This window comes from Novosphingobium sp. (genome assembly GCF_019748365.1).
In the GTDB taxonomy this organism is placed as follows: Bacteria; Pseudomonadota; Alphaproteobacteria; order Sphingomonadales; family Sphingomonadaceae; genus Novosphingobium.
On record NZ_JAIEPN010000018.1, the window covers coordinates 35981 to 62846 of the forward strand.

Genomic DNA, 26866 nt, shown 5'->3' on the forward strand with positions numbered 1-26866 from the left:
GCGGTCAGAACTGCTTGCGCAGCTCGATGCTGAACACACGGCCTTCGGGATTGAGGTAGCCGCGCTGGTAGCGCAGCGGGGTGGCGCCGGTCTGGTCGGTGACGTTCTGGATGGCATCGAACAGGTTGTTGACGCCCAGTGCCACGCGCGTGCCCTTGAAGAACGGAGCGCGGCTGACGAGCTTGGGCATGCGGCCGAGATCGACGAAACCGCGCAAGTTGAAGGTGGCAAGATCGCCGAAGTCCAGGCGCGAGGCGCCGGGCACGCCGGAGCCATCGACACGCGTGCCGCTGGCGTAAGTGCCGGAAATCCGCAGGCCGAAGCCGCGATAGAAGCCGCCGCCTTCCAGCGTGGCGCTGCGCCGCGCAATGCCTGCGCCTGACAGGGCATCGCCGTTCAGCAGATCGAGCACGCGCCCGCCGGGGACGATCCGCGCGGTCTCGTCGAGTTCCTGCGTATAGGCGAGGCTGAGGTTCCAGTGGCCGCGCCCATCGCCGCCGCGACCGCCTCCGCCACCGCCGCCTCCACCACCGGCAGGACGCGGGCCGCCGGTGCCGCCGCCGCCCGGTCTGCGCAGGCCGGCAAAGGCGCCGCGCCGCGCATTGGGATCGGGCTTGCCGAAGGGGCCGCCGAAATTGAGGCTGGCGCGCAGGCGCGATCCGGTCGTTTCGGCAAAGGTCACCGCGCGCTGGTCCACGCTGACGATGCGCCCTGTGGCATCGCGGGTGACGCGGCCGGGGAAGGCGGCCTCGACATCCGGGGTGAGCAGCGGAAAGGCGTTGGTCGTATCCAGCGAGCGATTGCGGAAATATTCGAGCAGGAGCGCGGATTCCTTGCCAATGGGGAGGTCCCAGTTGGCCGAAAGCTTGATGTCGCGCTGGCGTTCCTTTTTCAGCGCGGAATTGCCGCCGGTGATGACCGTGGCGAGCACGCTTTCCCCGCGCGTGAAATCATAGAGCGCGACCCCGGTGGTGACGGTGACCGGCGCGCCAAGATCGGCAAGGCCGGGGGCTTTCTCGCTGGTGATGTAGTTGGCGGCGAACGTGAGCTTGGGCGTGACGCCCCAGGTGAGCCCGGCGCCCCACGCCGTGAGGCCGCCGAAATCGGACACGTTGTGCACTTCGGCATTTACGTTGAGCGAGATATCGCCGAGCTTTCTGCCGAAATTCTCGCGGCGGCTGGTGATCGGCAGATCGAGGCTGAAGCCGGCCTGCGCATCGCCGCGCTTGAGGTTGGCCGGGGTGCCAAGCTGGCGCGAATCCGAGGAACGCAGACCGTTGTAGGCAAACCCCGCCTTGAGCGTGAGCGCGGTCCGCCCGCCGGGCAGGCGCAGCGGCGAGCCTGAGACGGTGGCGAGCGTGGTCGCGGTATTGGACTTGGCTCTCGCGATTCCCTGCGGCGTGGGGAGGATCGCGTCCACCGGCAGCGGGCCGAAGGGCGAGAGCGCGCCCTGGTCTACCAGCGTCTGCAGCCCCGAAAGATCGGCACGGGCATCGATGGTGGTGGTGGTGTTCACCTGGCTGGCGTCGTTCGTCCACGCCAGCTGCCAGGCGCCGACCGGCAGATTGAGTGAGGCGCCCGCCGAGTAGGTGTCGGCCACGGTGCGGCTGGCGAGCGGGGCGGGGAGCAGGGTGGTGCGCTGGACGAGGCTGCCATCGGCCGCGCTGAGCACGACCGTGTTGAGCCCGTTGAGGCTGCGATTGTCGTTGCGCTGGACGAGGCCGTTGAGCGTGAGCGAGGCCCCGGTGCCGAGCGATTTCGCCCAGGTGCCGTTGAGAATGGCGCTGCGGGAATCGGCCAGTAGCGTGCGGTAATCGCCTTGCTTCGGGTCGATCAGGCCGGTCTGCGCGCCGCTGGTGGTGGGCTGGACGATGCCGCGCTCGGCCTCGGTCAGCGGGGAACGGCGCTCGAGCGTGCCGGTGAGGTTGAGGCGGCTTGCCTTCTCGATGCGGGTGAGGGTGGCCTCCTCGCTGAGATCGCTGAAGCCGCCCGCGCCGGGGAGCTTCACTTCGGTCTCGCTGCCGAAGCTGCGGAACTTGTCCTTGAGGATGAAGTTGACCACGCGCTGATCTGGCCGGAAGCCGTATTTCAGCGCGACTTCCTCGAGCAGGACTTCGACGCGGCGGATCGCCTCGGGCGGGATCGAGCGGATTTCGCGGAAGCTGGCGATGCGCAGGCCATTGAGCAGCACCGAGGGCGAGCCATCGCCGCGCCCGCGTCCGCTGCCCGTCTGCGGCGCCAGTGCAGCGAGCAGCGACTGGAGCGAGCCCGCGCCATAGGCGGCGATATCGTCCTCACTCAGCGAGATGATCGGCGGCACGGCGGTTTCCACCTCGCCGCGTATGCGGGTGGCAACGACGACGATATCGCCGTCCGGATCGGTCACATCCGTGGCGGGCTCTGCTGTCGGCTCGGCGGGCTCTTGCTGTGCGGGTGCGGCAGGTGCTGAAGCCGGCGCGACTGCCGCTGCGGCCGGAAGCGGTGTCAGCACGAGCAGCGCCATGGCTGCGGCGCGATCTGGCAGTACCATCGCTCTGGTTCCCATTGGCGGACCGGGCAGTGCTGCCCGGTGCGAGGTCGCTGCCGCCTGTGCCGCTCCTAGGTCGGCGTGCCGCTTCCCGACAATGACCCTTTCGTATCATTTTGTCGCAGCGCAGCAAACGGCTTCCCGCTTTCCTTTTGCGCCGCAAGCCGCTATGCGCCGCGCCCATGGGCGCTTTTGCGCCCGCAATGCGTGCAAACCTCACCCACGAAAAGGCAATCGACCCCGCCTATGGCGAAAGAAGAACTCCTCGAGATGCGCGGCCAGGTGGTCGAACTCCTGCCCAACGCGATGTTCCGCGTGAAGCTGGAGAACGAACACGAAATCCTTGGCCACACCGCCGGCAAGATGCGCAAGAACCGCATCCGCGTGCTGGTGGGCGACGAGGTTCTGGTCGAACTGACGCCCTATGACCTGACCAAGGGCCGCATCACTTACCGCTTCATGCCCGGTCGTTCTGGGCCCGGCCAGTTCTGAAGGCACCCGGCAGTGATGGCAGCGGTGTGATGGCCGTGCCGTCCGCACCCGGAACCGGTGAACTCGTCCTTGCTTCGGCCAGTCCGCGCCGCCGCGAATTGCTGGCCCGGCTCGGACTGACCGCACCCCGCATTCTCGCCACCGATATCGACGAAACCCCGCTGCCCGGCGAACTGCCGCGCGCCCATGCGGTGCGCCTCGCCGCCGGAAAGGCGCGCGCGGCAGCGGAGCTGGCGCCTGAGGCGGTGATCCTTGCCGGAGATACCGTGGTCGGCGTGGGCCGGCGCATCCTGCCCAAGGCCGAGGACGAGGCGACGGCGCGGCGCTGCCTCGCGCTGCTTTCAGGGCGGCGCCACCGGGTGTTTTCCGCAATCGCCGTGCTCAGCCCCGATGGCAGGCTGCGCGAGGCGCTGAGCGAGACGGTGGTGCGCTTCAAGCGGCTCGAGCCTGCCGAGATCGAGGCCTATATCGCCGGGGGCGAGTGGCACGGCAAGGCAGGCGGCTATGCCATCCAGGGCAGCGCGGAAGGCTTCTGCGCGTGGATCGCCGGGAGCCATTCGGGTGTCGTCGGCCTCCCGCTCTATGAAACGCGCCGCCTGCTGCGCGCGGCGGGGCTGGCGATTGCCTGAATCGCTGCCCGTGTGGCTGATCGAGCAGGGCATTGGCGAGGAGCGCGCGGTGCTGGTCGAGCAGGGGGATATCATTGCCGCACGCCTCGTCTGGGATGAACCGTGGCGCCCGGGCGCGGTGGCGGAGGCGCGCCTCGTCAGCCGCATTCCCGGCACTCGCCGCGCCGTGGTGCGCCTCCCCGATGGCGGCGAGGCGCTGGGTGAAGGCTTCGATTCCGCGCTGACCGAGGGCCAGCCGATCATGGTGCGCGTGACGCGCTCTGCGATTGCCGAGAAAGGCCGGGCCAAGTTGCCCCAAGTCCGTCCTGCCGCAGCCGGAGAGGCGGCGCGGCCTGCACCGTCGCTGCTGGAGGAGCTCTCGGCCGGCCCGTATCCGGTACGCAGCGTGCCGGTGCATGGACGCGAATTGGCCGAGGCGGGCTGGGATGATCTTGTTGCCGAGGCGCTGACCGGCGAAGTGGCGTTTGCCGGGGGGAGCCTCGTTGTCAGCCCCACACCCGCGATGACCCTGATCGATATCGATGGACCGCCGCCGCTCCCAGCGTTGGCACTCGCTGCCGTACCGGCGATTGCTGCGGCGCTGCGGCGGTTTGATATCGGCGGATCGGTGGGGATCGATTTTCCCTCGCTCGCCGAAAAGGCGCAGCGCCGCGCGGTGGACGAAGCACTGGCGGACGCGCTGGCCGCCGCTGGCTGGCAGGGCGAGCGCACGGGGATGAACGGCTTCGGCTTCGTCCAGCTTGTGTCGCGGCTGGAGCGGCCCTCGCTGATCGCCCGTTTCGCTCGCGCGCCTGCCGCCGCTGCCGCACGCCGCCTGCTGCGCATGGCCGAGCGGGTGGCGGAGCCGGGCACGCTGCTCCTTACCGCGCATCCCGCCGTGCGCCGCGCGATGCGCAGCCAATGGGAGGCGGATCTGGCGCGGCGCACCGGCCGCAGCATCCAGTGGCACGAGGATGCAGGGCTTGCGCTTGGCGCGACCTTCGCGCAGGCGATAGCGGCATGAGCCAGCCTCCCGCCACCATCCGCCGCTGCCCGATCTGCCGCAAGCCGCGCGTGGCCGAATACGCGCCGTTCTGCTCTTCCCGCTGCCGCGATCGCGATCTCGTCAACTGGCTGGAGGAGGGCTATACGCTCCCCGGCCCGGCGCATGATCCCGAAGGCGATCCGGACTAGAAATCGCGCATCAAAGGACTGGACAAGGGCCCGAGCCTTCGCCATAGGCGCGCTTCCAACGCGCGGACGAGCCTTGCCGGCCCTCCGCGACGGCGATGCCCGGGTAGCTCAGTTGGTAGAGCACGTGACTGAAAATCACGGTGTCGGCGGTTCGACTCCGTCCCCGGGCACCATTGGCCCCTTCCCAAGCTTCCACATGGCTCCGCAATCATAAGCTTCGGCCTCACCGGGGACCCTGCTGCCGCTGCTCAATGGCATCCGCGCGCTGTTATGCCCGAGCCCCTTGCACTACCGGATCGTGTCCGCGCTGGTTTGCGATGCCAATGCCGCGATCCTGTTCGGCACCGACACGTTCCGCGCCGGCAATGCCTGCATGGCGCACCGCAAGGCGATGATGCGCGTCTCGACGATGGCTGCGGCAACCCCGGCGACGCGGTGATCCACACGTAAGCGGCACCGCCGCCGCTGCGGAAATCCGTTTCCGGCGCAATTTTTTTTGCGCGCCGTGAGCCGGTTTGCCGAGAGACGTCGCCTTTACCTTCTGACTCAATCATTCTGAGGAAGAAGCTGATGCGGCAAGCGGTCGGGTTCGTGGGAGCGATGGTGCTTGTGGCGACGGCAGCGAGTGCTGCGCCGCCCTCCCGGCAACTGCTGACCGTTCCGCCCGGCGGGTCGGCAACGGTTGCCGGTCTGAAGCTCGATGCTGCCGAGGCCAGCGTCGCCATCGTCAATCTCTCCAGCGAATTCGCAACGGTGGCGGTGATTTCCGGGCGGATTTCCGCGGACCGGCATGATGCCCGCGCCGGGGAGGCGCTGCTGGCCCCGCTCGATGGCGGCAAGATTCGGCGGTTCGGCTTCGATGCGCAGCGGCTCGCGGCAACTTTGCCTGCGGAATGGGCGCTGCAGACCGCCGCGCCGCTGCAGGCGATCGCGAAGCGGCAGCAGCGCCAGCGCTTCTGGGGGCGGATCGAGCCGGTGGACATCAATGCCGGCGCGCCCGTTGCGCCGGAGCTGGAAGGAGTCCGGCAAAGCTATCTCGCCAATCCGACCGTTGCCGAATTGCGACGAACGGCAGCAGGCGATCCGGTCAGGCTCGCCGGCCTGACCGCGTCGCGGTTTGCGGTGGCGCTGGTTGCCGGTGATGCGGCGGCGGTGGCTGATCTGATCGACCCCAAGCCTTTTACCGATACTGGCACGGACACCGCCGCCTGGCAGGCCGCGCGCGCGGCCTTTGCGCGCAAGCTGGCCGCCGATCCGGTGCTGCAAGGCGCCATGGCTTCGGCGCCGACCCCCGTCGCTGGCGATCAGACCGCGTTCGACGCTGGCGGCTTTCGCATTCGCGTAATCCCGCGGGATCGGGCGATGTTCGTGTCAGCCGTGGAGGCGCTGCGATGAGCTCTGTCACCCACCGCATGGCGCTGGTGTTGCTGCTTGCGACAGTCCAACCCGTTCGCGCGCAGGACCACGGGTTCTCGTCGACCGATCTGGATGCCGCCGCCCGCGCCGCCGACCCTTCCGCGCCCGAGATTGCGCGGGAGACCGAGGCCCTGCGCCGCGCCCTCGCGCTGAATCCCGCCGCCGCGCTTGGCCAGCGTGGCCGCGGCGAACGGCAGTTGCTGGCGGACGCGCTTGGCACCGGCGACGGACCCGGCGATCTGCGCGCGCGGTGGTTTGCCGGCGGTGCCATCCTGCAGACGATCGCCGGCGGCGAGGCGCTGCTCTACAACCCTCTGGCGCGCGGCTGGCTCGCGCTTGCCTGGCGCAAGGAAGCCGGCGGGTGGCGGATCGTCGATGCCGAAGTCCGCGCTGCCGCGCCGGGTGGCTGGACCGACAGCGCGAAGCCCTATCGGCAGGCGCTGGCGCAGGATTATGCCGCAACCCGCCGCATCGTGCCGGTCGCCAATGGCGGATTGGCGGGACAGGCAACGGACCGCTGGCTGGCCGGCTTGTCCGCCTGGCTGCGGCAGCCGGGGGCGCAGGACGCGACCGATGCTGTTCGGCAGCGCATCCTGGCCGGCGCCACCGCACGCCTCGGCAGCCCGACCCTTGATCTGCTGCCGGCCCGGGTGCGCGCCACCTTCTGGCCGACGGGCGCCATCGGGCGCGCAGACGGCGGCGCGACCGTGCTCTTCGGTTCGGCCTTGCAGCCGCACATCATCGTCAGCGCCGACTTTGCGAACGGCGCGCGGCCTTCGCTGCAGAAGCTGTCCCTCATCAATCTTGATCATGCGGAGCTGGGCCAATGATCTCCTCGCGTGTTGTGCGTTGCTGCGCTTCGGTGGCTATCGCGGCGCTGGTTCTGGAACCGCTGCCGCTGCTTGCCCAGGCCTTGCCGCAGGGACCGGCCTACCCCACCGCGCCCACTCCTTCTGCCGCGCCGCGCCCCCGGCAGCCGGCCGGGAACGCCAGCCCGCCGTCTGGCGGCACAACCGTACAGGTCGATGCACAGCGAACCGGCACCCCGGTTGCCGCACCCCCGGCACGACAGGTCGAGCTGCCCAACATCGACGTCCAGCTCGCCAATGGCTGGATCACGCAGCAGCAGCACGATGCCATCACGGCCCAGGTCCGCGCTGAGAATGACCGGCTGATCCGGCTGACGACCGACAATATCCGTGATGCCATCCGGGCGCAGCAGCAGCTGAGCGATGGTCTGCTGGAATCGATCAGCAGTCTGGTTGGCGGGGGAACGCCCGATGTTGCCGAGCTGCAGCAGGCTTTGCGCGAATCCGGCTATGAAATCCCGCCCGGGACCTTGACCGACGATCCCCGGCGATCTGCCGAAGCGCTGATGAACCTGCTCGATCAGGCGGTGCGAACCGAACAGAACGCCGGCAACGTGGTCCGGCCGATCATGCAGGAGCAGAGCCGCGTGGTCGATCGACTGGTCGTGGCCAATATCGAGGCGCTGCGCGAAACCGGCCAGATTCCGCCTGACATGCTGCGGGAATACGAGCGCCTTTCGGCCAACGTTCACGACCGCGCCATCGCACGCATCGACCGGCTGCTCTATGAGCACGACCGGCAAGTGGAAAATGTGGCCCGCGTGCTGAACGAGCGGCGGGACACGGCGGTAACCCAGCTCAGCAACGGGATCACCGCCGTTCGCGACCGCTATGGCAGCGACCCGCGCAACTGGCCGCAAGCGCCGGGCCAGACTGCGCCTCAGCCGGGCTTCACGTATGGCGGGGTCCTGACGGCCGCCTGGGGCCGGCCGGGGTCAGGGCCGCAACCGCCGGCTCCACCGCCACCGCCGCCGCCCAATCCGCACGGTCTTCCGCCCTTGGGCGAGCCGACGGGAAGGCCGCTGCCGGGTCCGGAGGCCAATGAAACACCCTCGCCCACTCCGGAGCCGATATCGAACACGCCGCGAAGGCCGGTGCGGCGCGGCACGGTCCCCACCGGGGATCCCTATGAAGGACTGCGGGTTCCGCAGCAGCAGCCGGTTCCGCCGCGGCCAAGGCCCACACCACCACCGCGCGTGCCCGATCCGGTCGTGCTGACCGAAGTGCGCCGCACGCCTCCGCCGTCGCCCGTCGTCCTCAACGAAGTCCGCCGTGATCCCGTGGCCGATGAGCTGGGGCGCGATACGCGCGCGCCGTCAACCGGTTCGAGCGGCAACGGCGGCGGGATTGGCGGCATGATCGAATCGGTCATGGCCCGCATACCGCGCAATCGCGACGGCTCGATCGACTGGGCGCGTGTGCCGCTGGCGATCCGCGCGCAGATCATCCTCTATCAGTCACGCCACCCTTCGGGCGGCGGCGCGACCGGAGGGTTCGGGCAGGGCGGCGCAAGCTCGGACGATCCTCAAGTGGCCGAGCTTGCGCGCGGTCTTGACGAGCAGATCAGGCTCCAGACTGCCGCCGCTCGCCAATGGGAGCAGGATGCCAACTGGCGGCGGCTTGTCGAGGACCGCTTCAGCGACGGCGCGTGGGGTGCCTTTGCGCGAAATGGCGGGCTGACCGTTCTCGAACTCGAGCCGATCTATGCCGATTACGACCCGCTCGGTTCGGTCCCGCCCGCACGGTCGCTATCATCGGCAGGCACGTCTCTTTCATCGGCGGGGAACTCGCTGTCGTCGGCCGGGATCTCGCTTTCGTCCGTGCCGTGGTCGCTGTCATCGGCGGGGCTCGACTACCGCGATCCGGCGGTCGAATCGCTCAATCAGGTGCTCTATGGCGTTGGCCAATACCGGCGCGGCCCGTTTGCCAGCGGTGGCAGCGATATCGACACGGCGCGCGCGGCGCAGATGGCCTACAATGCTGGCAGTTTCGATGTCCGCTACAACCGCAGCGGGAGCGAGAGCTTCGAGAGCGGCGGCCGGCTGGTCGGCTCGTTGTTCGGCTATGAGGAATCGTGGCTCCGGCTGCTGACCGCCAATGGCGCTGGCGGTATCGACACGCTGCTGGCCCAGCCGTTCAACGTTGTGCTGACGTGGGGCGACAAGTCGTTCGACCTCGACCTGCACATGACCGGGCCGCTCGGGCCAGACACGACGAACCGGTTCCATATCTATTTCGATGCCCAGGGCGATCTTGCCAACCAGCCGTTCGCCAAACTGATCAAGGATTGCATCTGCGCATCAGGCTCGGAAGTCATCCTGACCTCGGCGCTCAACCGCGGCGGTGTCTACCGCGTTTCGGTGTTCAACTTCGGCGACCCGTCCGCGACATCGACCAATCTGTCCGCCCTTTCGAATGCGCGCATCGAGATCGTGCGCGGTGGCACCACGCAGTCTGTGGGCAATGGCACGACCATCATTGGCGGCCGGACGATCGTGTCGGTCAACGTGCCCAATGTCGGCGCCGGCAACACCTGGGTCGCTGCCGAACTCGATCCTTCGAACGGCCGCATCACCCGCCCGGGGATCATCAGGCAATCACCCGGTTCGGCCGGGGTCGATTGAGAAGGGGGACCCACGATGCGCATCATACCAGGGCTGATTGCGGCCCTTGTCGCTGTCCCGGCGCTGGCCCAGACGGCACCGCCAGGGCCGCCAGCGTCGGCACCGCAAGGCAATATCGAGGAACGCGCGCGCCGCCAGTTGGGTGTTCCCGGCGAACGCGAACGGCAGGACGCCCTGATGACCGGCGATACCGACATCCTCCTGCTGCGCCGCACCCCGCTGTTCACGCTCACGGCCTCGGGCGAGGTGAGCTACACCTCGAACGCCGCGCTTTCGCCCACCGATGCGCGCGAGGATGGCATTGGCGAGGCTTCGGTCGGGATCGCCATCGGATCGCGCATCGGCGGCAAGGTCGATGTCTTTGCCAGCGCGGCCATGGTCGGCGTGCGCTACTTCGAGACGCCCGGGCTCGACTACAATGCCTTCTCGGGCGCGATCGGCGCACGCGCCAGTCTGGGCAGGCTGAACGTGACCGCGACTTATCAGCCATCGGTGGTGTGGAGCCGCGATTTCGGACGCCGACAGCTGACCTCGCACCGCTTCCGGCTGGGCGCCGCCCTGCCGTTCAGGCTCCGCGGCCTGACATTGGAGCCGGAACTCCACGGCGAGCGGGCGATCACGGCTCCGGGTTTCTACAGCGCGTGGAGTGGCGGCGGTTCCCTCACCATCAGCCGGGCGCTGGGGCGGCGAACCCCTGTCTTCCTCTATGCGCACGTGGGGTATGACCGGCGCAGCTTCGACGATTACTTCGCCGCGTTCGTGGGGACGAGGCGGCTCGACGACAGCCTTTCGGCGGGCGCAGGTATCGTGTGGCGCCCCCGCAACTGGGGTGAGCTGCGCGCCTCCTACGCCTTCGGGCGCAACTGGTCGACCAGCGATGTCAACGGCTTCATCGCGCATTCCGGCACGCTCGGATTGACGGCGACGCTGCGTTTCTGATCGATTAGGCTGCCCGCCATGTCGATGGATGCGCGTGCCCTGAAGATCGTCGAGGAGGCGCTGGCGCTCGATGGCTCCGATCGCGCCGCGTTCGTTGCCAGCGCGTGTGGTCCTGACGCCGAGCTGGCCGCGCGCGTGCAGGCGCTGCTGGCCCGCGATGACGATGATGCGCGGCTGTTCCAGACCGAAAGCTTCCTTCGCCCGCTGACCCTGGTCGAGGACATTCCGGGACGGTTCGGCCCCTACCGCGTCGTCGGCGAGATCGCGCGGGGCGGCATGGGCGCGGTGGTGAAGGCGGAGCGCGACGACGGCGTGTTTGCGGCGACCGTGGCGATCAAGCTGATCCGGGCCGATCTCGGCAATGACCGGGCGCGGCATCGCTTCGAGCAGGAACGGCGCATCCTCGCCCAGTTGCGCCATCCGGGCATCGTGCGCATCATCGACGGGGGCGCTGCGGACGGGCGGCCCTGGCTTGCCATGGATTTCATCGATGGCCGCCCGATCACCGAGGCGCTCGCCGATGCGCCCGTCAATGCGCGGCTGCTGGCATTCGAGCAGGTGTGCGAGGCGGTCGCGTTCGCTCACCGCAATCTGGTGATCCATGCCGACATCAAGCCTTCCAACGTGCTGGTCGATACCACAGGGCGCGTGCAGCTGCTCGATTTCGGCATCGCACGGCTGATCGCGGATCTCGACCCGGCAGAGGCGGGCGATCCCTATCCGCTGACCAAGGGATATGCCGCGCCGGAACGCGCGGCGGGGATGGCGCCGACCATCGCCAGCGACGTCTTCTCGCTCGGCGTGCTGCTGCTCGGATTGCTCGGCAAGGACCTGCCGCGTGACGGCGCGGTCTACGAGCAAGGAACCCGCCTTCCGGTCGGCCAGCTTGAAGGCGACCTCAGGGCGATTGCCGCGCGGGCGCTCGCGGAGCAGCCTGCGGAGCGCTATCCCGATGTGCCGGCCTTGCTCGCCGACGTGCGCCGGCACCGGGCGTGGCTGCCGGTCGCCGCGCGGGCGGGCGAAGGGCGTCGCTATAGCGCCGGCCGCTTCATCTGGCGGCACCGCAGGGGATTGGCGCTGACAGCGGCGGCCATGATCGGCCTGGCGGGTGCGACGGTGGTGAGCACGACCCAGTATCTGCGCGCCGAAGCTGCCCGCGCCGAAGCGGATCGCCGCTTTGCGGAGCTGCGCCGTCTGGCGGACTTCATGCTGGTCGAATTGAGCGACCGGCTCGCGGATTCGCCCGGCACTGTTCCGGCGCGGGCGCGGTTGGCGACCGTGGCGGGCGGCTATCTCGATCGCTTGCGGCAAGTTCCCCGCGCATCCGCCGATCTGCGGCTCGATACCGCGCGGGGGTATCGCCGGCTGGCCTCGATCGAGGGCCTTTCGGGCACGGCCAGCCTTGGTCGGCCCGATCGGGCGCGCGCCGCGCTTGCCCATGCCGATGCCTTGCTGAAGACATTGCCGGACGGGCCGGAGGTCGCCGAGGAGCGCGGTTGGGTCGCGCTGGGGTACTGGACGCTGATGGCCGACGCGCCACCTTCGTCGGCCAAGCTGGCCGAGGGATGCGCGCTGTTTGACCGGGTGCATCGGGCCGCGCCGACGCGCGAGAGCGCGACGTTGGGTGCCCTCGTCTGCCGCAAGAACGAGGCCTACGAACTGATCTGGGCGGCTGACCGGCCTCAATCGGCCATCCCGATCCTGCAATCGGCATTGGCCGAAGTGCGGGCTACGCGCTGGAGCCTGGCCTACCGGCGCGATGCCGCCCTGCTGGAGGTGAACCTGCTCGGGCGGCTGGGTGATGCGATCTATTATGCGGGCGACAAGGCAGCGGCGCTTGCCCCGTTCGAAGCGCAGGAAGCGCTGGTGCGGCGCTGGCTGGCGCGCGGCACATCGCCTGTCTGGATCGACAAGCTGGGCGAAGCCACTTTCAACATTGCCGGCACGCTGGGCGAACTTCCGGGGCGGAGCGGCGAAAGCCTGAAGGTTGCGGACGAAGGTATCGGGGCGGTCCGGGGGGCGCTTGCTTTCGGAACCGATGCCAATCTGGAAAAGCGGCTGGTGATCCTGCTTGGCCAGAAGAGCCTTGCGCTCGCCGATCTGGGCGAGAAGCAGGCTGCAGCCAAGGTATCGGGCGAGGGCATCGCAATCCGCCGACGGCGCCTTGCCGGTGCCCCAAGCGACCCGCAGCGCCGCCGCGACCTCGCCGTAGCGCTGGTCAATCATGCCGCGCTTCTGGCGGAAGCGGGCCAGCGTGGGGCCGCCTGCGCGACCGTGCGTGAGGACGTCGCGCTATGGCAGGCGTTGGCGCGCGACAACCAGCTCGGCGCGCGGGATCGCAGCAACGATCTGCCCAAGGCGCAGGAGGCGGTCGTCCGCTATTGCGGCTGATCGGGCTTCAAGGCATCGAGCAGCCATAGCCGTGCTGCCTGCCAGCGCCGCTTGACCGTGGCTGGCGACTGATCGAGGACCACCGCGATCTGATCGACCGGCAGACCGACAAAGAAGCGCAATTCCACGATCTGCGCCAGTTCCGGGGCCGTGCTCTCCAGCCGGACCAGCGCGGCATCAAGCGCCTCGATCTCGACGTCCTGCGCCAGGGGCGTATCAAGAAAGACGTCCGGGGCCTGGCGCTTTGCCCTGCGGCGGCTGCGCACCGCATCGAGCATGGCCTGCCGCATGATGCGAGCGCTGGTGGCGAAGAAATGCTGGCGATCATTCCAGCTCATCCGTTCCAGCCGCACGATCCGGATGGCTGCCTCATTGACCAGTTCGGTTGGCTGAAGCGTCAGCAAGGGCGCCTCGCGCCGCAGCATCCGGGCCGCTGCGGCACGCAATTCGTCGTACAACGCCGCCAGTGTCGCATCCCGGTCGAGCACGTTACCTCCCCCGGCGAAATCCCCGGATGGCTATTTCCTACAACGACTTGGCAGCGGGGCATATCCGCAATCGAGCTGCGCGCCTGTCCCGCGATAGGGCTTCCTGCGCGGGGAGGGGCAGGGCGGCCGGCATGACCCGCTCAGCGCCCGATGATGACATGCGCATCGCTGACCAGCAGCGTCTCACGGTTGAGGGTGACCGGCACCGCCGCCGCATGCTCCGCCTCCAGCCGCCACTGACCCATCGGCACGCCGTCGAAATAGGCCAGACCTTCGAAATCGCTGCGCGTCACGGCGAAGCGCTTGCCGGTGGCGTCGACCAGCGCGACTTCGACACCCGGCAGCGGCCGGCGCACATCGCCGTTGACGGCTTCGACCATGGCCTCGATCTCGCCCGTCTGGCGCAGCGGCACCGGGACATCGAGCACCTGGCCGGGGCGCAGCACGGCGTTCACCCCGCTCTGTACCGGCCGCAGCCGGAGATCGGGGAGCGAGGCGAGCTGCACTTCCACGTCGACAGCGGTGTTCGGCATCAGCCCGCCGATCCGCACCCGGCCATCACCGGCGGTCGCCTCGCGGCGCACGCTGCTGTCGACGATGAAGCTGGCGCCGGCGATGTCGGGCTCGCCCGCCCCCTGCGCGCCGTCACCATCGACGTCTTCAAAGACATGCGGCTGCAAGGTGCCGCTGCGGCTGATGCCGCCCCTTGTGAGGTGATAGCCGCGATGGTCGGGGAACAGCGCTGCCGAGAGTGACAAGCCCACCCGCCAGGCACCGGCGCCGAGGCCTGCGCTGACACCGACCGAAAAGGCACCGAAGTGGCGCTGCGCCGTCGCTGCGATGCTGGCGTTGCGCCGCTCCGCATCCCAGCCCAGATCGAGCCCGAGACTGCCGTACTGTGTGGCGTGGGCCGCCGAAAGACCGAACTGGCGCAGGCGGAGCCCCCGGTTGGCGCTGAAATCGGCGCCGGCGCGCAGGCGCCAGCTGCCCACGGCGCGTGCCACGGAAAAATTGCCGAGCAGGGTCGGCGCATCGCCGCTGCGCTTTTCAAGGCTGAAACCCTGATTGAAGCGCAAATCGCCCAGCGCCAACGCGAGCGCGGTATCGATCCGGTCCCGCGTCATGCCAGCGCGGCTGACCGAATGCCGCCAGCTGGCGAGCAGCGGCAGGCTGCGGCGGCCTGCGGCGATGCGGGTTTCCGCCGAAATGCCGAATTCGCGTGCCAGATCGCTGACCGCAGCAGGCAGCGACGGTCCGCTGAGGCTGCCATAGTCGGCGGCATCGAACTTGATGTTGGCCCGCCCCCATTGCCGCACGCCGCGCATGGCCAGCGCCGGGCGGCCCGTGCCGTCACCGGCGACAAGCAGGCTGCCAAAGCCGCCCAGCAGCGCGGCATGGACCCCCGCCGCCACCGCCGGCGTGCCGCCATCGAGCGGCGCCCGCACGTCGACGCGCATCGAGACACCGCCCGACATGCCATGTTCGACCGTGGCAAAGGCGACCTTGCCCGTCGCGGTCTGCGTTGCAGTCGGCGCGCCGAGCAGCGGCACGCCGCTGTCGACGATGCCGGCGGCATAGACCCATTCGTTTTCGGGATTGAGTTCGCTGCCGACATAGCGACTGAACGACCGCACCTCGACTTCGCCGTGGGGCCCATAGAGCTTGACGACATAATCGTTGGCACCGGAACGCAGCGGCACATCGGCAAAGACATAGTCGCCGCTGGCATCAGGCTTGTCGCACACGGCCACCAGCCGGTCATCGCGGTGCAGTTCGGCATCCCAGCCGCGCGGCAGCGGACCGCGCAGCTCGATCTGGTCGAACAGGTCGGCGCGCCATGTCGGGCGGTTGGAGATGACCAGCCCGCGGCCGCTGCTGGCAACGCCGATCAGTGGCTGCGCCGGCGCGTTGACATCGCCGATGGCAAAGCTGCGGGCGTGGAGGAAGCCGAGCTGATCGGCGGCCTCGCTATCACGGCCTAGCGAGACGCGGATGCTGGCCTTGCCGCTGCTGTCTCCGGCCAGCCGGGCGCGCGCGGTCATGCTTGCCAGATCGGCGACCATTTCGACGTCGCCGGCGACCGCATTGCTGCGGCTGCCACCTTCGGCGGTGAGCGCCATGTCGATCGTCGGCATGCCGGCCAGGCCCCAGGGGTTGGCGATACGCGGGAAATGCGGCCGCGCCGGTGCGGTGCCACTCAGCGCCCGGGCTCGGCGCTCGGCGCGATCGAGGCGGGCGATGACCGGCAGCGGCTCGCTGGCGTCCATGTTGATGCGCAGATTGGCTTCGTCGTGACGCACCGTGACCGGCAGCAGCCGGGAAAATGCTGCCAGGGCAAGGCACGGGCCTTCGGGCGATGGCGTCAGCGCCTCGGCAGGCACGGGCACGCGGCGTTCGGGCGCGTGGAGTTCGATCACCTGCTGGCCGTCCGCTTCGGCATGGCCGAGCTCGAGCGCATCGAGCACCGGCAGTAGCGGCAGGCACAGCCCGGTCGGTGTGGTGTAGGCCGGGAGGGATTCCACCAGCTGGTAGCGGCCGAGGTGGAGCGCGACGATGGTGAGGTCGTCGCGGCCGGCGCGGGGTCCGCGGGTGCCGATCACCCGCGCCGGTTCGGTGCCGAACAGGTCGTCAAAGACCTTGTCGCTGTCCTGCGACTGGGCGTGCGCCGGGGCGGCCAGCAGCAAGGCTGCCAGCAGAGCGAAGAGAAATCGCATGTCCCGGCACTGGCCGCTCGTTCCAGCCGGTTCAGAGCTGGACGCGGCGCGTGGCGATCAGCCCCGGCGCCTTGGGATCGGACGAGACATAGTCGATGCGCACGTCATGGCCGGCCAGCTTGGCCTTGATGTCGGCCGGCAGCGGCAGCAACACGTCGCGGTCGGTGTTGGGGGTATAGATGGCAATGCCGCGCACGCTGTAGACCGGGTTGGCTTCCCCGGCGATCGTCAGCCTGAGATCGCCATAGGTCGAGCGCGTGCCGGCGCGGGTCAGCTTCACCACCAGCATGTCATCGCCCGCGCGGTTCATTGCCGCGTTGTCGATGGTTGCTGAGGCATCAAGCGTGCCGATCCGGACGATGACCGGGATGGTGACCGAGCGCACGGCGATGAGCTGGATCGAGAGCGAGCCATCGTTGGCATCTTCGGCAGGGGCGGTCGATGCGGTTCCGGCATTGGTCGGCGCCGCCATCAGCCGCAGGTGGCTGCGATATTCGCCAGGAGCAAGTCCGGCCGGCGGTGTCACCGAGACGCGCACCGACTGACGGGCGCCCGCCTCGAGGATAACCCGGCGCGGGGAGAAGCGGATCATGTCGGCGGCGAACAGCTCACCGTCGCGGGTGTCGGTGGCGGTTTCCAGCGAACCGTCGCGGCGCATGCGGCGATTTTCGACATCGATGCGGTAGGCCGTCTGGGCGTCGCTCTTGTTGACGAGGATGAGTTCGGTGCTGCGTTCGGCACCGGCGAGGACGACGCGGGTCGGCGCGACCATGAGCTGGGCGGCAGCGGGCACCGGCAGTGCCTGGGCGGCAAGCGTCGCCAGCAGGAGCGCGACAGGCGAACGGCGGGTTGAAAAGTACATGGCAGGGGACTTTCCAGTGGCGGGGCAGGGGGGCTCGACAGGGTCGTCAGGAAGGGGTCGGGGCCCGAACCGCCTTGCAGCGATCCGGGCCCCTTCCCCTGCCAGAGACGATTACTGGTATTCGACGGCGACGACGAAGCGGCCGGTGTACTTGCCGGCAGCCTGACGGACGCCGACGTCGAGCGTGCCGCCGACGGTGAAGCTGTCCGCGCCCTTGACGAGGCGGCCGTTGTCCTTCGAACCCGTGAAGTCGAACACCTTCATGGCGTCGCCCTTCTCGTTGGTGATCTCGATGCCGCCGGGGAGCGAGATCGTGTAGACGGCATCGGCTTCACCGGCGACGTCGAAAGCAGCCGCGGTGTGGTCGGCGGTCAGGCAGGTCAGCGCGGCGCCGCACTTCTTGTCGCCGGCCGGGGTCACGACGACCTTGTCGCCCTGCGTCAGCGACGGGGCAACGGTGCCGAAGTACAGCGACGAGGTGTTCTTGATTTCGAGCGGGGCAATGATCTTCGCACCGGCGCCGGCTTCGGCGGTCACGGGCGCAGCATTGGCAGCGGTAGCGCCGGCAAGGGCGAGGACGGTGCCGAGAGCGAGGGTCGAGATGAAGTTGCGCATTCGAGTTCTCCGTTAGAATTGCCATCTGGCAGAAACGAGCGTCGGAAACGTTCCGGCTCTGCGCCCTTCCACTTCAAGGAGCGTGCCAAAGGGAATTATTACTGAAAAACAAAGGTATAATCTTTTCGGCCCACTTGCAGCGGCGTGCGGCGATTGCAGATCCGGAAAAGTGGGCTTTGCAAATCGCGCTATTTTTGCAGCTTGCGAAGCGCTGGCGCCGAGGTTTGCCTGCGCACCATGATCACCGGTTCCTTGCCGAAGTTGTGGCGGATGAAGTCGCCTTCCTCCTCCAGTTCGGCCAGTACGCCGCCAAGGTGCCAGACCTTGGGCCAGAGGCGCCTGGTCTTGAGCCCCATGCACTCGTGCGTGATGTACCGCTCACACTTCATGCACCGTGATGCTTCGGCGCATGAGATAAACTAGGCAGGAGTGCCTGTTTGCCGATTTGCCCTCTTGCGAAAGCTGCGATTTTGGTGAGGGGTGGGGTGTGATCGCGCGCGCAGGGCAGGATATGGACTCGATCGTTTCGACCTCGCAGGAGAGGATACTGGCTGCCTTGCGCCCGGCGGACCTCGCCGAGCAGCCCGCGCGCTGGCAGCAGCGCAAGAGCGTGCGCACGCGGGTACGGCTGGTGGAAGCGGCGATCAGCTGTCTGGTGGAGGGCGGCTATCAGGGACTGACGACGCAAGCGGTTGCGGAACGCACCGGTTCATCCCGCGGGGCGATGCACCACCATTTCGCGACCCGCATGGATCTCGTGGCGGCGGTGATTGACCACGTGTTCTACGAGCGCATGCGGCTCTATCTGGGGGAGTACCTCAAGGATATCGTCTGCAAGGACGATGCCGACGTGGTGCCCATCGCCACGGCGGCGCACTGGCGCAGCGTGCAGACGCGCGAATATGCCGCCTATCTCGAACTTGCGATGGCCGCGCGCACGGATGCCGAGCTCGACCAGATCTTCACGCCTGCCGCGCGCCGGTATGACGAAGTCTGGATATCCGAAATGACCCTCGCGTTTCCCTTCTGGCGCGACAAGTGGGAGGCCATGCTCAAGGCCAATGACTTCGTCAGCGCGGCGCATATGGGGATGCTGATCCAGCGCTCGGTCCTGGGCGAGGCGCGCACCGAGGCGATGAACCGCCTGATCGCCGAGGTTTCCGCGACGCTCTACGAGGCGTGAAGCAGATCGGCAGAAAACCGGCAGAAATACCGGAAATGCCCGGTTGCGGCGCCAGGTGAATCGCGCAAGCCGGCGATGCGGCCCGTGCGGTCTGCTACGCGAGCGAGACCTTCGACGATCCCGCCAGCGGGCAGACCCTGCGCGTGTGCGGGCGCCATGATGACGAACCGGCCCGGACTGATCACCATTGGCGCTTCACACGGCGCGCGTACCGGACCATGCATATGGCCTTGGGCCTGAACCGGAGTGCCGAGACGTGGATAGTGCCAGCTTGCGCGTGAACGCCAACCGCTTGTGGGCCTCCCTTGAAGCGATGGCCGAGATCGGCGCGACGGCAGCGGGGGGCTGCAACCGGCAGGCGCTGACCGATCTCGACCGGCAGGGCCGCGATCTTTTCGTGCGCTGGGCGGGTGAAGCCAGCTGCTCGGTCGAGGTCGACGAAGTGGGCAACCTTTTCGCGCGGCGGCCGGGCAGCGATCCCGCCGCGCCGCCGGTGCTGGCGGGCAGCCATCTCGATACGCAGGCGACCGGCGGCAAGTATGACGGCGTTTACGGCGTGCTTGCCGGGATCGAAGTGCTGCGCGTGCTGGCCGAGAACGCGGTGCAGACGCGGGCGCCGATCGAAGTGGCCGTCTGGACCAACGAGGAAGGCTGCCGCTTTGCACCGGCCATGCTCGGTTCGGGCGTGGTAAGCGGAACGTACTCGCGCGATTTTGCCTATGCCGTGAAGGACAAGGATGGCCTGACCTTCCGCGATGAGCTGGAGCGGATCGGCTATCTCGGCACGCGCCCCGCAACGCCGCAGACCTATGCCGCCATGTTCGAGGCGCATATCGAGCAGGGCCCGATCCTCGAAAAGGAGGGGCTGACGATCGGCGCGGTCACCGACATCCAGGGCGCCTACTGGTTCGATGTGACCTTCACCGGCCAATCCTGCCACGCCGGGCCGACCCCGATGGAAATGCGCCGCGATCCGTGGGAGGCCGCGCTGCCGGTCATGGCCGGTGCCTTCGCGCTGGCCCGCGCCAATGGCCCCTGGGGCCGGGCGACGATCGGCGATGTGCGGGTCGAGCCTGGCTCGCGCAACACCGTGCCCGCGCGGCTGGTCGTTTCGATCGACATCCGCCATCCCGATGCCGGGACCCTAGAAGGCATGGTTGGGGCGCTGCGCGCGCTGGTGGATCGCGAATGTGCGGCGCGCGGCATTGCGGGGGCGATCGATCAGGTCTGGCATATGCCCGCAACGACGTTTGATGCCGCGCTCGCCGAGCGGGTCGCGGCGGCGGCGGAGCGGCTGGGGCACAGCTGCATGAAGATCGTCAGCGGTGCGGGCCATGATTCGCTGCACACGGCGCAATTCGCGCCCACCACCATGATCTTCGTGCCCTGCGCCGGCGGCCTCAGCCACAACGAGGCTGAAGCCGCGACCATGGGCGATCTGGCTGCCGGCGCGGATGTGCTGCTGCAAGTCATGCTGGAAGCGGCCGGCTGAACAGCCGGTCTTGCGCGCCCCATCAGCGCGTCGCGTCCGACCGGCTTGGTGATGACATTGCAGGCCCCCGCGCGCTGGGCCTTTGCCTGCGCTGCAGCCTTGGCAATCCGCCCAATCGGGAAGCAACATGACTCACAAAAAAAAGCCCCTCCGGTGAGGGAGGGGCTTCGAGGCTTTGCACGTCAATGCTGGTTCAATGTCCAGCTTGCGCCGCCAAAGCTGCCAGGAGCAGCAGTGCGACGATATTGGTGATCTTGATCATCGGGTTCACGGCCGGACCCGCGGTATCCTTGTAGGGATCGCCCACGGTATCGCCGGTCACCGCGGCCTTGTGGGCATCGCTGCCCTTGCCGCCGTGGTGGCCGTCTTCGATATACTTCTTGGCGTTGTCCCACGCGCCGCCGCCCGAAGTCATCGAGATGGCGACGAAAAGACCGCCGACGATCACGCCGAGGAGCAGCGCGCCGAGGGCGGCGAAGCCGTTTTCCTGACCCGCGACGGCGGCGATCACGAAGTACACCACGATCGGTGCGAGCACCGGCAGCAGCGACGGGATGATCATTTCCTTGATCGCGGCCTTGGTCACGAGATCGACGGTCCGCGCGTAGTCCGGCTTGCTTTCATAGGTCATGATGCCGGGATTTTCGCGGAACTGGTCGCGCACGTCCTTGACGACGTCACCCGCGGCGCGGCCCACCGCGGTCATGCCCATCGCACCGAAGAGGTAGGGCAGGAGCGCGCCGAGCAGGAGGCCGACGATGACGTAGGGGTTTTCAAGGCTGAACGAGACGTTGAGCCCGGGGAAGAACTCCCTGAGGTCGGTGGTGTAGGCGGCGAAGAGCACGAGCGCGGCAAGGCCGGCCGAACCGATCGCATAGCCCTTGGTGACGGCCTTGGTGGTGTTGCCCACCGCATCGAGCGCGTCGGTCTTCTCGCGGACCGAATCGTCGAGGCCGGCCATTTCGGCAATGCCGCCGGCGTTGTCGGTGACCGGGCCGTAGGCGTCGAGCGCGACGACCATGCCGGCCAGCGCCAGCATCGCGGTGGCGGCATAGGCAATGCCCATGAGGCCGGCGAGCTTGAAGGCGATGATGATGCCGGCGCAGATCACCAGCGTGGGCATGGCGGTCGATTCAAGGCTGATGGCAAGGCCCTGGATCACGTTGGTGCCGTGGCCGGTTTCCGAAGCCTTGGCGATCGAGCGGACCGGGCGGTAGTTCGTGCCGGTGTAGTACTCGGTGATCCAGATGATCAGGCCTGTGATGATGAGGCCGAGCAGCGCGCAATAGAACAGGATGCGGCCGTTGTAGGCCTCCCCGCCGATGGGCGCTTCCATATCGCCGCCGAGGCTGTGGGCAATCGCCCACCAGATCGCCGGGATCGAGAGGACGGCGGTGACAAGGAAGCCCTTGTACATCGCGCCCATGATGTTGGTGCCGCCGCCGAGGCGGACGAAGTAGGTGCCGATGATCGAAGTGACGATGCAGACGCCGCCGATGAGCAGCGGCATGGCCATCAGATCGATGAGGTTGGGCGCGCTCTTGAGGAGCAGCGCGGTGAGCACCATCGTGGCGCCAACGGTGACGACATAGGTCTCGAACAAGTCGGCGGCCATGCCGGCGCAGTCACCCACGTTGTCGCCCACGTTGTCGGCGATCACGGCGGGGTTGCGTGGGTCATCCTCCGGAATGCCGGCCTCGACCTTGCCGACAAGGTCGGCGCCGACGTCGGCAGCCTTGGTGAAGATGCCGCCGCCCAGACGCGCGAAGATCGAGATCAGCGAGGCGCCGAAGGCGAGCGCGGTGAGCGCCTGCACGACGGTGCGGTCGGTGCCGTTGACGGTGTAGCCGGCAGGGCCGGTGAGGTACCAGAAGAACACCGCGATCGCGAGGAGCGCGAGGCCCGCCACGAGCATGCCGGTGATCGCGCCCGCGTTGAACGCCAGCGTGAGACCCTGCTGCAGGCCCTTCTGCGCGGCGGCCGCGGTGCGTACGTTGGCACGGACCGAGATGTTCATGCCGATGAAGCCGGCGACGCCCGAAAGGACTGCGCCGATGACGAAGCCGACGGCCGAGATGGTCCCGAGGGCTGCTGCGACGATGACGGCGACGACAACGCCGACAATGGCAATGGTGGTATACTGGCGGCGCAGGTAGGCTTGGGCGCCTTCCTGGATCGCGGCGGCGATTTCCTGCATCTTGGCATTGCCGGCATCAGCGCCGAGCACCTGCCGGCTGGTGATGAAGCCATAGACAATGGCCAGCAGCCCCAATGCTATTGCGGTTACGGTTAAACTCACTTCAGACACCCCCTTATTCTGTAACCGGCCTGTTTCGGCCGGTACCCGTCGTTCGCGGGTCGGGGCGGGAGGCTAGTGCATAATTTTCACGCCGCAAGCCTTTAGGTGTGATTTTTCAGCAATGTTCGTAGCCCAGCGGCCCTTCCGGCGCCGCGCCCCCAAGGAGCAGCGGTGCATCGGCGCGGGGCAAGACAGTGCCGATCCGATGCGCCGGGCAGGGCGGCCGCATGCCGGCGGGAAGGGTAAACAGCAGCTCGTAATCGTCACCCCAACCAAGCGCATCGCGCTTGCGCTCGGCTGACAAGGCGGCGGGGAAGGGGATCGCACCGGGATCGAGCGCGAAAGTGGCCGCGCTTGCCTCTGCCATGCGGCGCGCATCGAGAAGCAGCCCGTCCGAAACGTCCATCATCGCGGTGACGAGCGGCGCCAGCATGCGGCCTTCGGCAAGTCGCGGCACGGGGCGGCGGTAAGCGGATGTGTCGGCGGATGTGTCGGCGGATGTGTTACCGGCGGAAAGTGCCTCGAACCCCAGCATCGCCGCGCCGACGGGGCCGGTGATCCAGATGCCGTCTCCCGCCTTCGCGCCGCTGCGGGAGGGGACAGGCCGGTGCGTGGCGCGGCCCAGCGCTGTGAGCCCGAGGGTCTGCGGGCCGGGGTTCCTGACGGTGTCGCCGCCGAGCAGCGGGACATTGAAGTGCGTGAGCGCCGCGCTCAGCCCTGCGGCAAAGCGGGTGTTGTCCTCCGCGAGGCTGTAGCCGAGGAGGACGCCGATGGGCTCCGCGCCCTTGCTGGCAAGGTCCGAAAGATTGGTGGCGAGGAGCTTCCATGCGACATCTGCCGGGTCTTGCCCGGGCAGCCAGTGGACGCCCTCCACCATCATGTCGTGTGTGAGGATGAGGGTTTCGCCGCCCAGCTCCAGCACCGCGCAATCATCGGCAAGACCGCGCGCCGCCGGGTGCGAGGCAAGCCCCCGCAGCGCGGCGATGAAGGCGGCCTCACCCGACAAATCAGTCCCCCGTAAACACCGGCGCACGCTTTTCGAGGATCGCGTTGACCGCTTCCTTGTGGTCCGCCGTCTCGTGGACGATCGCCTGGAACGCGGCCGAAAGCTCGAGCACGTCGCCCGCGCGGCCATGCTGGGCCTCGCGCAGCAGGCGCTTGGTCAGGCGCAGCGCGCGGGGGCTGTTGGCGGCGATTTCCTCGGCGAGCGCAATCGCCTTCTCCAGCAACTGGTCCGCCGGCACGACATCGCCGACAAGGCCGATGGACTGCGCATAGGCGGCATCGAACGTGCGGCCCGTGAGGAACAGCTCCGCCGCCTTCGAATAGCCGACGATCTTCTGCAGCGTCCATGCGCCGCCATCGCCGGGGATGATGCCGACCTTGATGAAGCTCGCCGCCATCTTCGCCGTGTCTGCCGCAAGGCGCAGATCGCACACGCAGGCCAGATCAAGGCCGAGGCCGATGGCATGGCCGTTGATCGCCGCAATCATCGGCACTTCGCAATCGAGCATCGCCCGCGTCGCGCGCTGGACGCCGCGGCGATAGTTCGCGGCGGTCGAATCGGGCTGGTCGAGCGGGCCGATGCCCTTGCGGTCGCGGATGCCCTTGATGTTGCCGCCGGTGCAGAACGCACGGCCCGCGCCCGTCAGCACGATGGCGCTCACCGAGCGGTCGTTCGAGAGGCGGAAGAACGTGTCGACGATGTTGTCGCAATCCTCCAGCGTGCCGATGGCGTTCATCGATTCCGCGCGGTCCATGGTGAGGATCGCAACGCGCCCGCGGCGCTCTTCGTGCAGGAATGGGGTGGTCATGGCGGCTCTCCCGATTTGCCCCTCTGGGCGGTTCCACTAGCAATCTTGCGATTGCGATGGCCCGCGCGCTGCCATAGTGACGAAGCCGATGCAAATATTCCCGCTCCATCCGTTCCTCCCCGAGGGGGACATTCCCGCCCTGCGTCAACAGGTTCGCGATCTCGTGGCGCACCATGAAGCCAAGTGGCCGATCGAATTGCGCGCCAATTGCTGGTTCAGCTTCGACGAGGAGTTTTCCAAGGCGCTGGGTAGCGCCGGCCTCCTCGGCATGACCTGGCCCAAGCAGTATGGCGGGCACGAGCGCACGATGCTCGAGCGCTATGTTGTGCTGGAAGAGTTGCTGGCGGCAGGCGCGCCGGCGGGCCTCCACTGGATTGCCGACCGCCAGACCGGCCCGCTGCTCCTGCGCTACGGCACGGAAGCACAGCGCGAGAAGTACCTCCCTGGCATGGCGCGCGGCGAGATCTACGCCTGCATCGGCCTGTCCGAACCCGGTTCGGGATCGGACCTTGCGAGCGTGCGCACTTCGGCCAAGAAGACCAATGAGGGCTGGCGCATCAACGGCCAGAAGGTGTGGACCAGCGGCGCGCACAAGAGCCACGCCGCGCTCACCCTGCTGCGCACCGAGGAAGGCAGCGAGCGCCACACCGGCCTGTCGCAGATGATGATCGACCTCGATACGCCGGGGATCACCATCCGCCCGATCATCGACATGACGGGCACGCACCACTTCAACGAGATCTTCTTCGAGGACGTGCTCCTGCCGCACGACGCGCTGGTGGGCGTCGAGGGCAACGGCTGGAAGCAGGTCGTCGCCGAACTCGCGCTCGAACGCTCGGGGCCGGAGCGTTATCTCTCCAGCCATATGCTGCTCGTCGCGCTGATCGACGCGATGGGGCCGGAGCCGGACGCACCGACCGCGCAGCTGATCGGGCGGCTGACGGCGGAGATGTGGACGCTCAGGCAGATGTCGATGTCCACCATCGCCAAGCTGGCGGCGGGCGAGGATCCGGTGGTCGAGGCCGCAATCGTCAAGGACCTCGGCAATGCCTACGAACAGGCCCTGCCGCGTGCGGTGCAGGCGGCGGTGGATGCGGACCTTGCCGGCAAGAGCGACCTTTCGCGCCTGCTGACATGGATCCTCGTCGCAAGCCCGAGCTTCTCGCTGCGCGGCGGCACGCCGGAAGTGCTGCGCGGAATTATTGCAAAAGGTTTGGGGCTGCGCTGATGAGCGACAATCGTACTCTGCTCACCGATATGGCCGCGGGCCTGTTTGCCGATCTGGCGGGCAAGCCCTTTGCGGAAAGCTGGCTGCAAGTGGCCGAGGCCGGGTTCTCCACCCTGCTGGTGCCTGAGGATGCGGGCGGCTTCGGCGGCGATTGGGGCGATGTGCTCGCCGTGCTACGCCTTGCCGGCCTCAACGCGCTGAACGCGCCGCTGGCCGAGCCGGTGATCGCGCACTACCTGCTGGCGAAGGCCGGGATCGCCGCGCCCGACGGCCTCATCTCGATTTCCGTCCCCGGCAGCCGCGTGCCTTATGGCCGCCATGCTTCGGCGGTGGTGCATGTGGCGGAAGGCACGCTTTCGCTGTTCCCCGCGTCGTCCTGCACGTTCGAGGAAGGCCTTTCGCCCGCCTGTGAGCCCTGGGACGAAGTGAGCTTCACCGGCGCACCGGCAGCAACAGCGGCGTGTGACGTGGACCTCAAGGCCCTGGGCGCCTTCGCCCGCGTGGCGCAGGCCTCGGGCGCGCTGGAGGCGGCGTTCACGCTCGCCATCGATCACGTGAATACGCGCGTGCAGTTCGGCCGTGCGCTGGCGAAGTTCCAGGCGGTGCAGCAGGCGATGGCGGAGTTTTCCGAGGAAGCCGCCGCCGTCGACGCCTCAGCCGCAGCCTGCGCCGCAGCGCTCGATTACGGCCACGCCAGCTTCGAGATCGCGGCGGCCAAGCTGCGCATGGGGATCGCCGTGGACCGCGCGGTGCCCATCGCGCACCGCATGCACGGCGCCATCGGCTTCACCATCGAATACGCCCTCAACCACCTGACCCGCCGCCTGATGGGCTGGCGCAGCGAATTCGGCGGCGACGCCTTCTGGGCCGAACGACTGGGCCGCCGCGTCGCGGGCCTCGGTGGCCACGGCCTGTGGCGCGAAATGGCGGCGCGGACGGACCGATTGGTCGGCTAGGCCCCGATCCTCCCCTGACAGGGGAGGTGGCATCGCGCAGCGATGACGGAGGGGTAGCGGCGGGACGGGACGGTGGCGTTGGGCGCGGGCCGGCCCCCCCCCCCCCGGCGGGGGCCCCCCCCCCCCCGGGGGGGGGGGGGGGGCGGGGGCGCGGG

24 protein-coding genes and 1 tRNA gene are annotated in these 26866 nt (G+C 68.2%); 15 read left to right on the forward strand and 10 right to left on the reverse strand.

Annotation, left to right across the window (positions count from 1 at the left end; all coding sequences use genetic code 11):
• Positions 1 to 4: 4 nt before the first annotated feature.
• Positions 5 to 2530, reverse strand: a complete 2526-nt coding sequence (locus K5Q19_RS02845) for a TonB-dependent receptor (RefSeq protein ID WP_292940981.1) — start codon at positions 2528 to 2530, stop codon at positions 5 to 7.
• Positions 2531 to 2773: 243 nt separating this feature from the next.
• On the opposite strand from K5Q19_RS02845, the gene infA reads away from it, so the two are divergent.
• The 11 genes from infA to K5Q19_RS02900 all read left to right on the forward strand — a co-directional run bounded on the left by infA (position 2774) and on the right by K5Q19_RS02900 (position 13060).
• Complete coding sequence (gene infA, locus K5Q19_RS02850; protein ID WP_292940983.1) at positions 2774 to 3019, forward strand: translation initiation factor IF-1; 246 nt, start codon at positions 2774 to 2776, stop codon at positions 3017 to 3019.
• 29 nt (positions 3020 to 3048) lie between these two features.
• Positions 3049 to 3648 carry a nucleoside triphosphate pyrophosphatase gene (locus K5Q19_RS02855; protein WP_292940985.1) on the forward strand — a complete coding sequence of 200 codons (600 nt, stop codon included), beginning with the start codon at positions 3049 to 3051 and terminating at the stop codon, positions 3646 to 3648.
• A complete protein-coding gene (locus K5Q19_RS02860; RefSeq protein ID WP_292940987.1) occupies positions 3641 to 4651 on the forward strand; it encodes a ribonuclease E/G in 1011 nt (336 codons plus the stop codon). Before K5Q19_RS02855 ends, K5Q19_RS02860 begins: the two co-directional genes overlap by 8 nt.
• The gene (gene yacG / locus K5Q19_RS02865; protein ID WP_292940990.1) at positions 4648 to 4821 is read left to right on the forward strand and encodes a DNA gyrase inhibitor YacG; all 174 of its coding nucleotides are present in this window, start codon (positions 4648 to 4650) and stop codon (positions 4819 to 4821) included. The genes K5Q19_RS02860 and yacG overlap by 4 nt, the downstream gene beginning before the upstream one ends.
• Before the next feature lie 97 nt (positions 4822 to 4918).
• Positions 4919 to 4994, forward strand: a tRNA-Phe gene (locus K5Q19_RS02870).
• 125 nt (positions 4995 to 5119) lie between these two features.
• Positions 5120 to 5260, forward strand: a complete 141-nt coding sequence (locus K5Q19_RS02875; protein WP_292940993.1) for a hypothetical protein — start codon at positions 5120 to 5122, stop codon at positions 5258 to 5260.
• 131 nt (positions 5261 to 5391) lie between these two features.
• Positions 5392 to 6216: a hypothetical protein gene (locus tag K5Q19_RS02880; RefSeq protein ID WP_292940996.1), complete on the forward strand. Its 825-nt coding sequence runs from the start codon at positions 5392 to 5394 to the stop codon at positions 6214 to 6216.
• Positions 6213 to 7067 carry a hypothetical protein gene (locus tag K5Q19_RS02885; protein WP_292940999.1) on the forward strand — a complete coding sequence of 285 codons (855 nt, stop codon included), beginning with the start codon at positions 6213 to 6215 and terminating at the stop codon, positions 7065 to 7067. The genes K5Q19_RS02880 and K5Q19_RS02885 overlap by 4 nt, the downstream gene beginning before the upstream one ends.
• Positions 7064 to 9730, forward strand: coding sequence for a hypothetical protein (locus K5Q19_RS02890; RefSeq protein ID WP_292941002.1), 2667 nt, complete (start codon positions 7064 to 7066; stop codon positions 9728 to 9730). The genes K5Q19_RS02885 and K5Q19_RS02890 overlap by 4 nt, the downstream gene beginning before the upstream one ends.
• Positions 9731 to 9745: 15 nt before the next feature.
• A complete protein-coding gene (locus K5Q19_RS02895) occupies positions 9746 to 10669 on the forward strand; it encodes a hypothetical protein (RefSeq protein WP_292941005.1) in 924 nt (307 codons plus the stop codon).
• 18 nt (positions 10670 to 10687) lie between these two features.
• Positions 10688 to 13060: a serine/threonine-protein kinase gene (locus K5Q19_RS02900; RefSeq protein ID WP_292941008.1), complete on the forward strand. Its 2373-nt coding sequence runs from the start codon at positions 10688 to 10690 to the stop codon at positions 13058 to 13060.
• Here K5Q19_RS02900 and K5Q19_RS02905 read toward each other — a convergent pair.
• The 5 genes from K5Q19_RS02905 to K5Q19_RS02925 form a co-directional block, all read right to left on the reverse strand.
• On the reverse strand, positions 13048 to 13548 hold the full coding sequence (locus tag K5Q19_RS02905; protein ID WP_292941011.1) for an ECF-type sigma factor: 501 nt from the start codon (positions 13546 to 13548) through the stop codon (positions 13048 to 13050). The two genes, K5Q19_RS02900 and K5Q19_RS02905, sit on opposite strands and share 13 nt — an antisense overlap.
• A 140-nt stretch (positions 13549 to 13688) precedes the next feature.
• Positions 13689 to 16262, reverse strand: a complete 2574-nt coding sequence (locus K5Q19_RS02910) for a hypothetical protein (protein WP_292941014.1) — start codon at positions 16260 to 16262, stop codon at positions 13689 to 13691.
• A 31-nt stretch (positions 16263 to 16293) separates the two neighbouring features.
• Entirely contained in the window at positions 16294 to 17124 is an 831-nt protein-coding gene (locus K5Q19_RS02915) for a molecular chaperone (RefSeq protein ID WP_292941017.1), read from the reverse strand.
• Between the two features lie 111 nt (positions 17125 to 17235).
• Positions 17236 to 17739 (reverse strand): DUF4402 domain-containing protein, encoded by a 504-nt coding sequence (locus K5Q19_RS02920; RefSeq protein ID WP_292941019.1) that lies wholly within the window; start codon positions 17737 to 17739, stop codon positions 17236 to 17238.
• Positions 17740 to 17927: 188 nt separating this feature from the next.
• Positions 17928 to 18128 (reverse strand): hypothetical protein, encoded by a 201-nt coding sequence (locus tag K5Q19_RS02925; RefSeq protein ID WP_292941021.1) that lies wholly within the window; start codon positions 18126 to 18128, stop codon positions 17928 to 17930.
• Positions 18129 to 18226: 98 nt separating this feature from the next.
• On the opposite strand from K5Q19_RS02925, the gene K5Q19_RS02930 reads away from it, so the two are divergent.
• Positions 18227 to 18922 carry a TetR/AcrR family transcriptional regulator gene (locus K5Q19_RS02930; RefSeq protein ID WP_292941023.1) on the forward strand — a complete coding sequence of 232 codons (696 nt, stop codon included), beginning with the start codon at positions 18227 to 18229 and terminating at the stop codon, positions 18920 to 18922.
• Here the strand turns inward: K5Q19_RS02930 and K5Q19_RS02935 are convergent.
• Positions 18910 to 19110, reverse strand: a complete 201-nt coding sequence (locus K5Q19_RS02935) for a hypothetical protein (protein ID WP_292941026.1) — start codon at positions 19108 to 19110, stop codon at positions 18910 to 18912. The two genes, K5Q19_RS02930 and K5Q19_RS02935, sit on opposite strands and share 13 nt — an antisense overlap.
• A gap of 68 nt (positions 19111 to 19178) precedes the next feature.
• Between K5Q19_RS02935 and K5Q19_RS02940 the strand changes: the two genes are divergently transcribed.
• Positions 19179 to 20414 (forward strand): Zn-dependent hydrolase, encoded by a 1236-nt coding sequence (locus tag K5Q19_RS02940; RefSeq protein ID WP_292941028.1) that lies wholly within the window; start codon positions 19179 to 19181, stop codon positions 20412 to 20414.
• A 193-nt stretch (positions 20415 to 20607) separates the two neighbouring features.
• Here K5Q19_RS02940 and K5Q19_RS02945 read toward each other — a convergent pair whose 3' ends face one another.
• The 3 genes from K5Q19_RS02945 to K5Q19_RS02955 all read right to left on the reverse strand — a co-directional run bounded on the left by K5Q19_RS02945 (position 20608) and on the right by K5Q19_RS02955 (position 24527).
• Positions 20608 to 22713, reverse strand: coding sequence for a sodium-translocating pyrophosphatase (locus K5Q19_RS02945; RefSeq protein ID WP_292941031.1), 2106 nt, complete (start codon positions 22711 to 22713; stop codon positions 20608 to 20610).
• Between the two features lie 115 nt (positions 22714 to 22828).
• Positions 22829 to 23719, reverse strand: coding sequence for a thiamine-phosphate kinase (gene thiL / locus K5Q19_RS02950; protein ID WP_292941034.1), 891 nt, complete (start codon positions 23717 to 23719; stop codon positions 22829 to 22831).
• 1 nt (position 23720) lies between these two features.
• A complete protein-coding gene (locus tag K5Q19_RS02955; RefSeq protein WP_292941037.1) occupies positions 23721 to 24527 on the reverse strand; it encodes a crotonase/enoyl-CoA hydratase family protein in 807 nt (268 codons plus the stop codon).
• Positions 24528 to 24615: 88 nt separating this feature from the next.
• Between K5Q19_RS02955 and K5Q19_RS02960 the strand changes: the two genes are divergently transcribed.
• Both K5Q19_RS02960 and K5Q19_RS02965 read left to right on the forward strand, forming a co-directional pair.
• Entirely contained in the window at positions 24616 to 25755 is a 1140-nt protein-coding gene (locus tag K5Q19_RS02960) for an acyl-CoA dehydrogenase family protein (protein ID WP_292941040.1), read from the forward strand.
• Positions 25755 to 26711, forward strand: a complete 957-nt coding sequence (locus K5Q19_RS02965; RefSeq protein ID WP_292941042.1) for an acyl-CoA dehydrogenase family protein — start codon at positions 25755 to 25757, stop codon at positions 26709 to 26711. Before K5Q19_RS02960 ends, K5Q19_RS02965 begins: the two co-directional genes overlap by 1 nt.
• Positions 26712 to 26866: the final 155 nt, after the last annotated feature.

Coding starts and splice junctions, on each gene's coding strand:
- infA (WP_292940983.1), top strand. CDS start 2,774: ATGGCGAAAGAAGAACTCCTCGAGATGCGCGGCCAGGTGGTCGAACTC.
- K5Q19_RS02880 (WP_292940996.1), top strand. CDS start 5,392: ATGCGGCAAGCGGTCGGGTTCGTGGGAGCGATGGTGCTTGTGGCGACG.
- K5Q19_RS02900 (WP_292941008.1), top strand. CDS start 10,688: ATGTCGATGGATGCGCGTGCCCTGAAGATCGTCGAGGAGGCGCTGGCG.
- K5Q19_RS02920 (WP_292941019.1), bottom strand. CDS start 17,739: ATGCGCAACTTCATCTCGACCCTCGCTCTCGGCACCGTCCTCGCCCTT.
- yacG (WP_292940990.1), top strand. CDS start 4,648: ATGAGCCAGCCTCCCGCCACCATCCGCCGCTGCCCGATCTGCCGCAAG.
- K5Q19_RS02960 (WP_292941040.1), top strand. CDS start 24,616: ATGCAAATATTCCCGCTCCATCCGTTCCTCCCCGAGGGGGACATTCCC.
- K5Q19_RS02855 (WP_292940985.1), top strand. CDS start 3,049: ATGGCCGTGCCGTCCGCACCCGGAACCGGTGAACTCGTCCTTGCTTCG.
- K5Q19_RS02915 (WP_292941017.1), bottom strand. CDS start 17,124: ATGTACTTTTCAACCCGCCGTTCGCCTGTCGCGCTCCTGCTGGCGACG.
- K5Q19_RS02935 (WP_292941026.1), bottom strand. CDS start 19,110: ATGGTGATCAGTCCGGGCCGGTTCGTCATCATGGCGCCCGCACACGCG.
- K5Q19_RS02895 (WP_292941005.1), top strand. CDS start 9,746: ATGCGCATCATACCAGGGCTGATTGCGGCCCTTGTCGCTGTCCCGGCG.
- K5Q19_RS02925 (WP_292941021.1), bottom strand. CDS start 18,128: ATGAAGTGTGAGCGGTACATCACGCACGAGTGCATGGGGCTCAAGACC.
- K5Q19_RS02965 (WP_292941042.1), top strand. CDS start 25,755: ATGAGCGACAATCGTACTCTGCTCACCGATATGGCCGCGGGCCTGTTT.
- K5Q19_RS02890 (WP_292941002.1), top strand. CDS start 7,064: ATGATCTCCTCGCGTGTTGTGCGTTGCTGCGCTTCGGTGGCTATCGCG.
- K5Q19_RS02910 (WP_292941014.1), bottom strand. CDS start 16,262: ATGCGATTTCTCTTCGCTCTGCTGGCAGCCTTGCTGCTGGCCGCCCCG.
- K5Q19_RS02955 (WP_292941037.1), bottom strand. CDS start 24,527: ATGACCACCCCATTCCTGCACGAAGAGCGCCGCGGGCGCGTTGCGATC.
- K5Q19_RS02845 (WP_292940981.1), bottom strand. CDS start 2,530: ATGGTACTGCCAGATCGCGCCGCAGCCATGGCGCTGCTCGTGCTGACA.
- K5Q19_RS02885 (WP_292940999.1), top strand. CDS start 6,213: ATGAGCTCTGTCACCCACCGCATGGCGCTGGTGTTGCTGCTTGCGACA.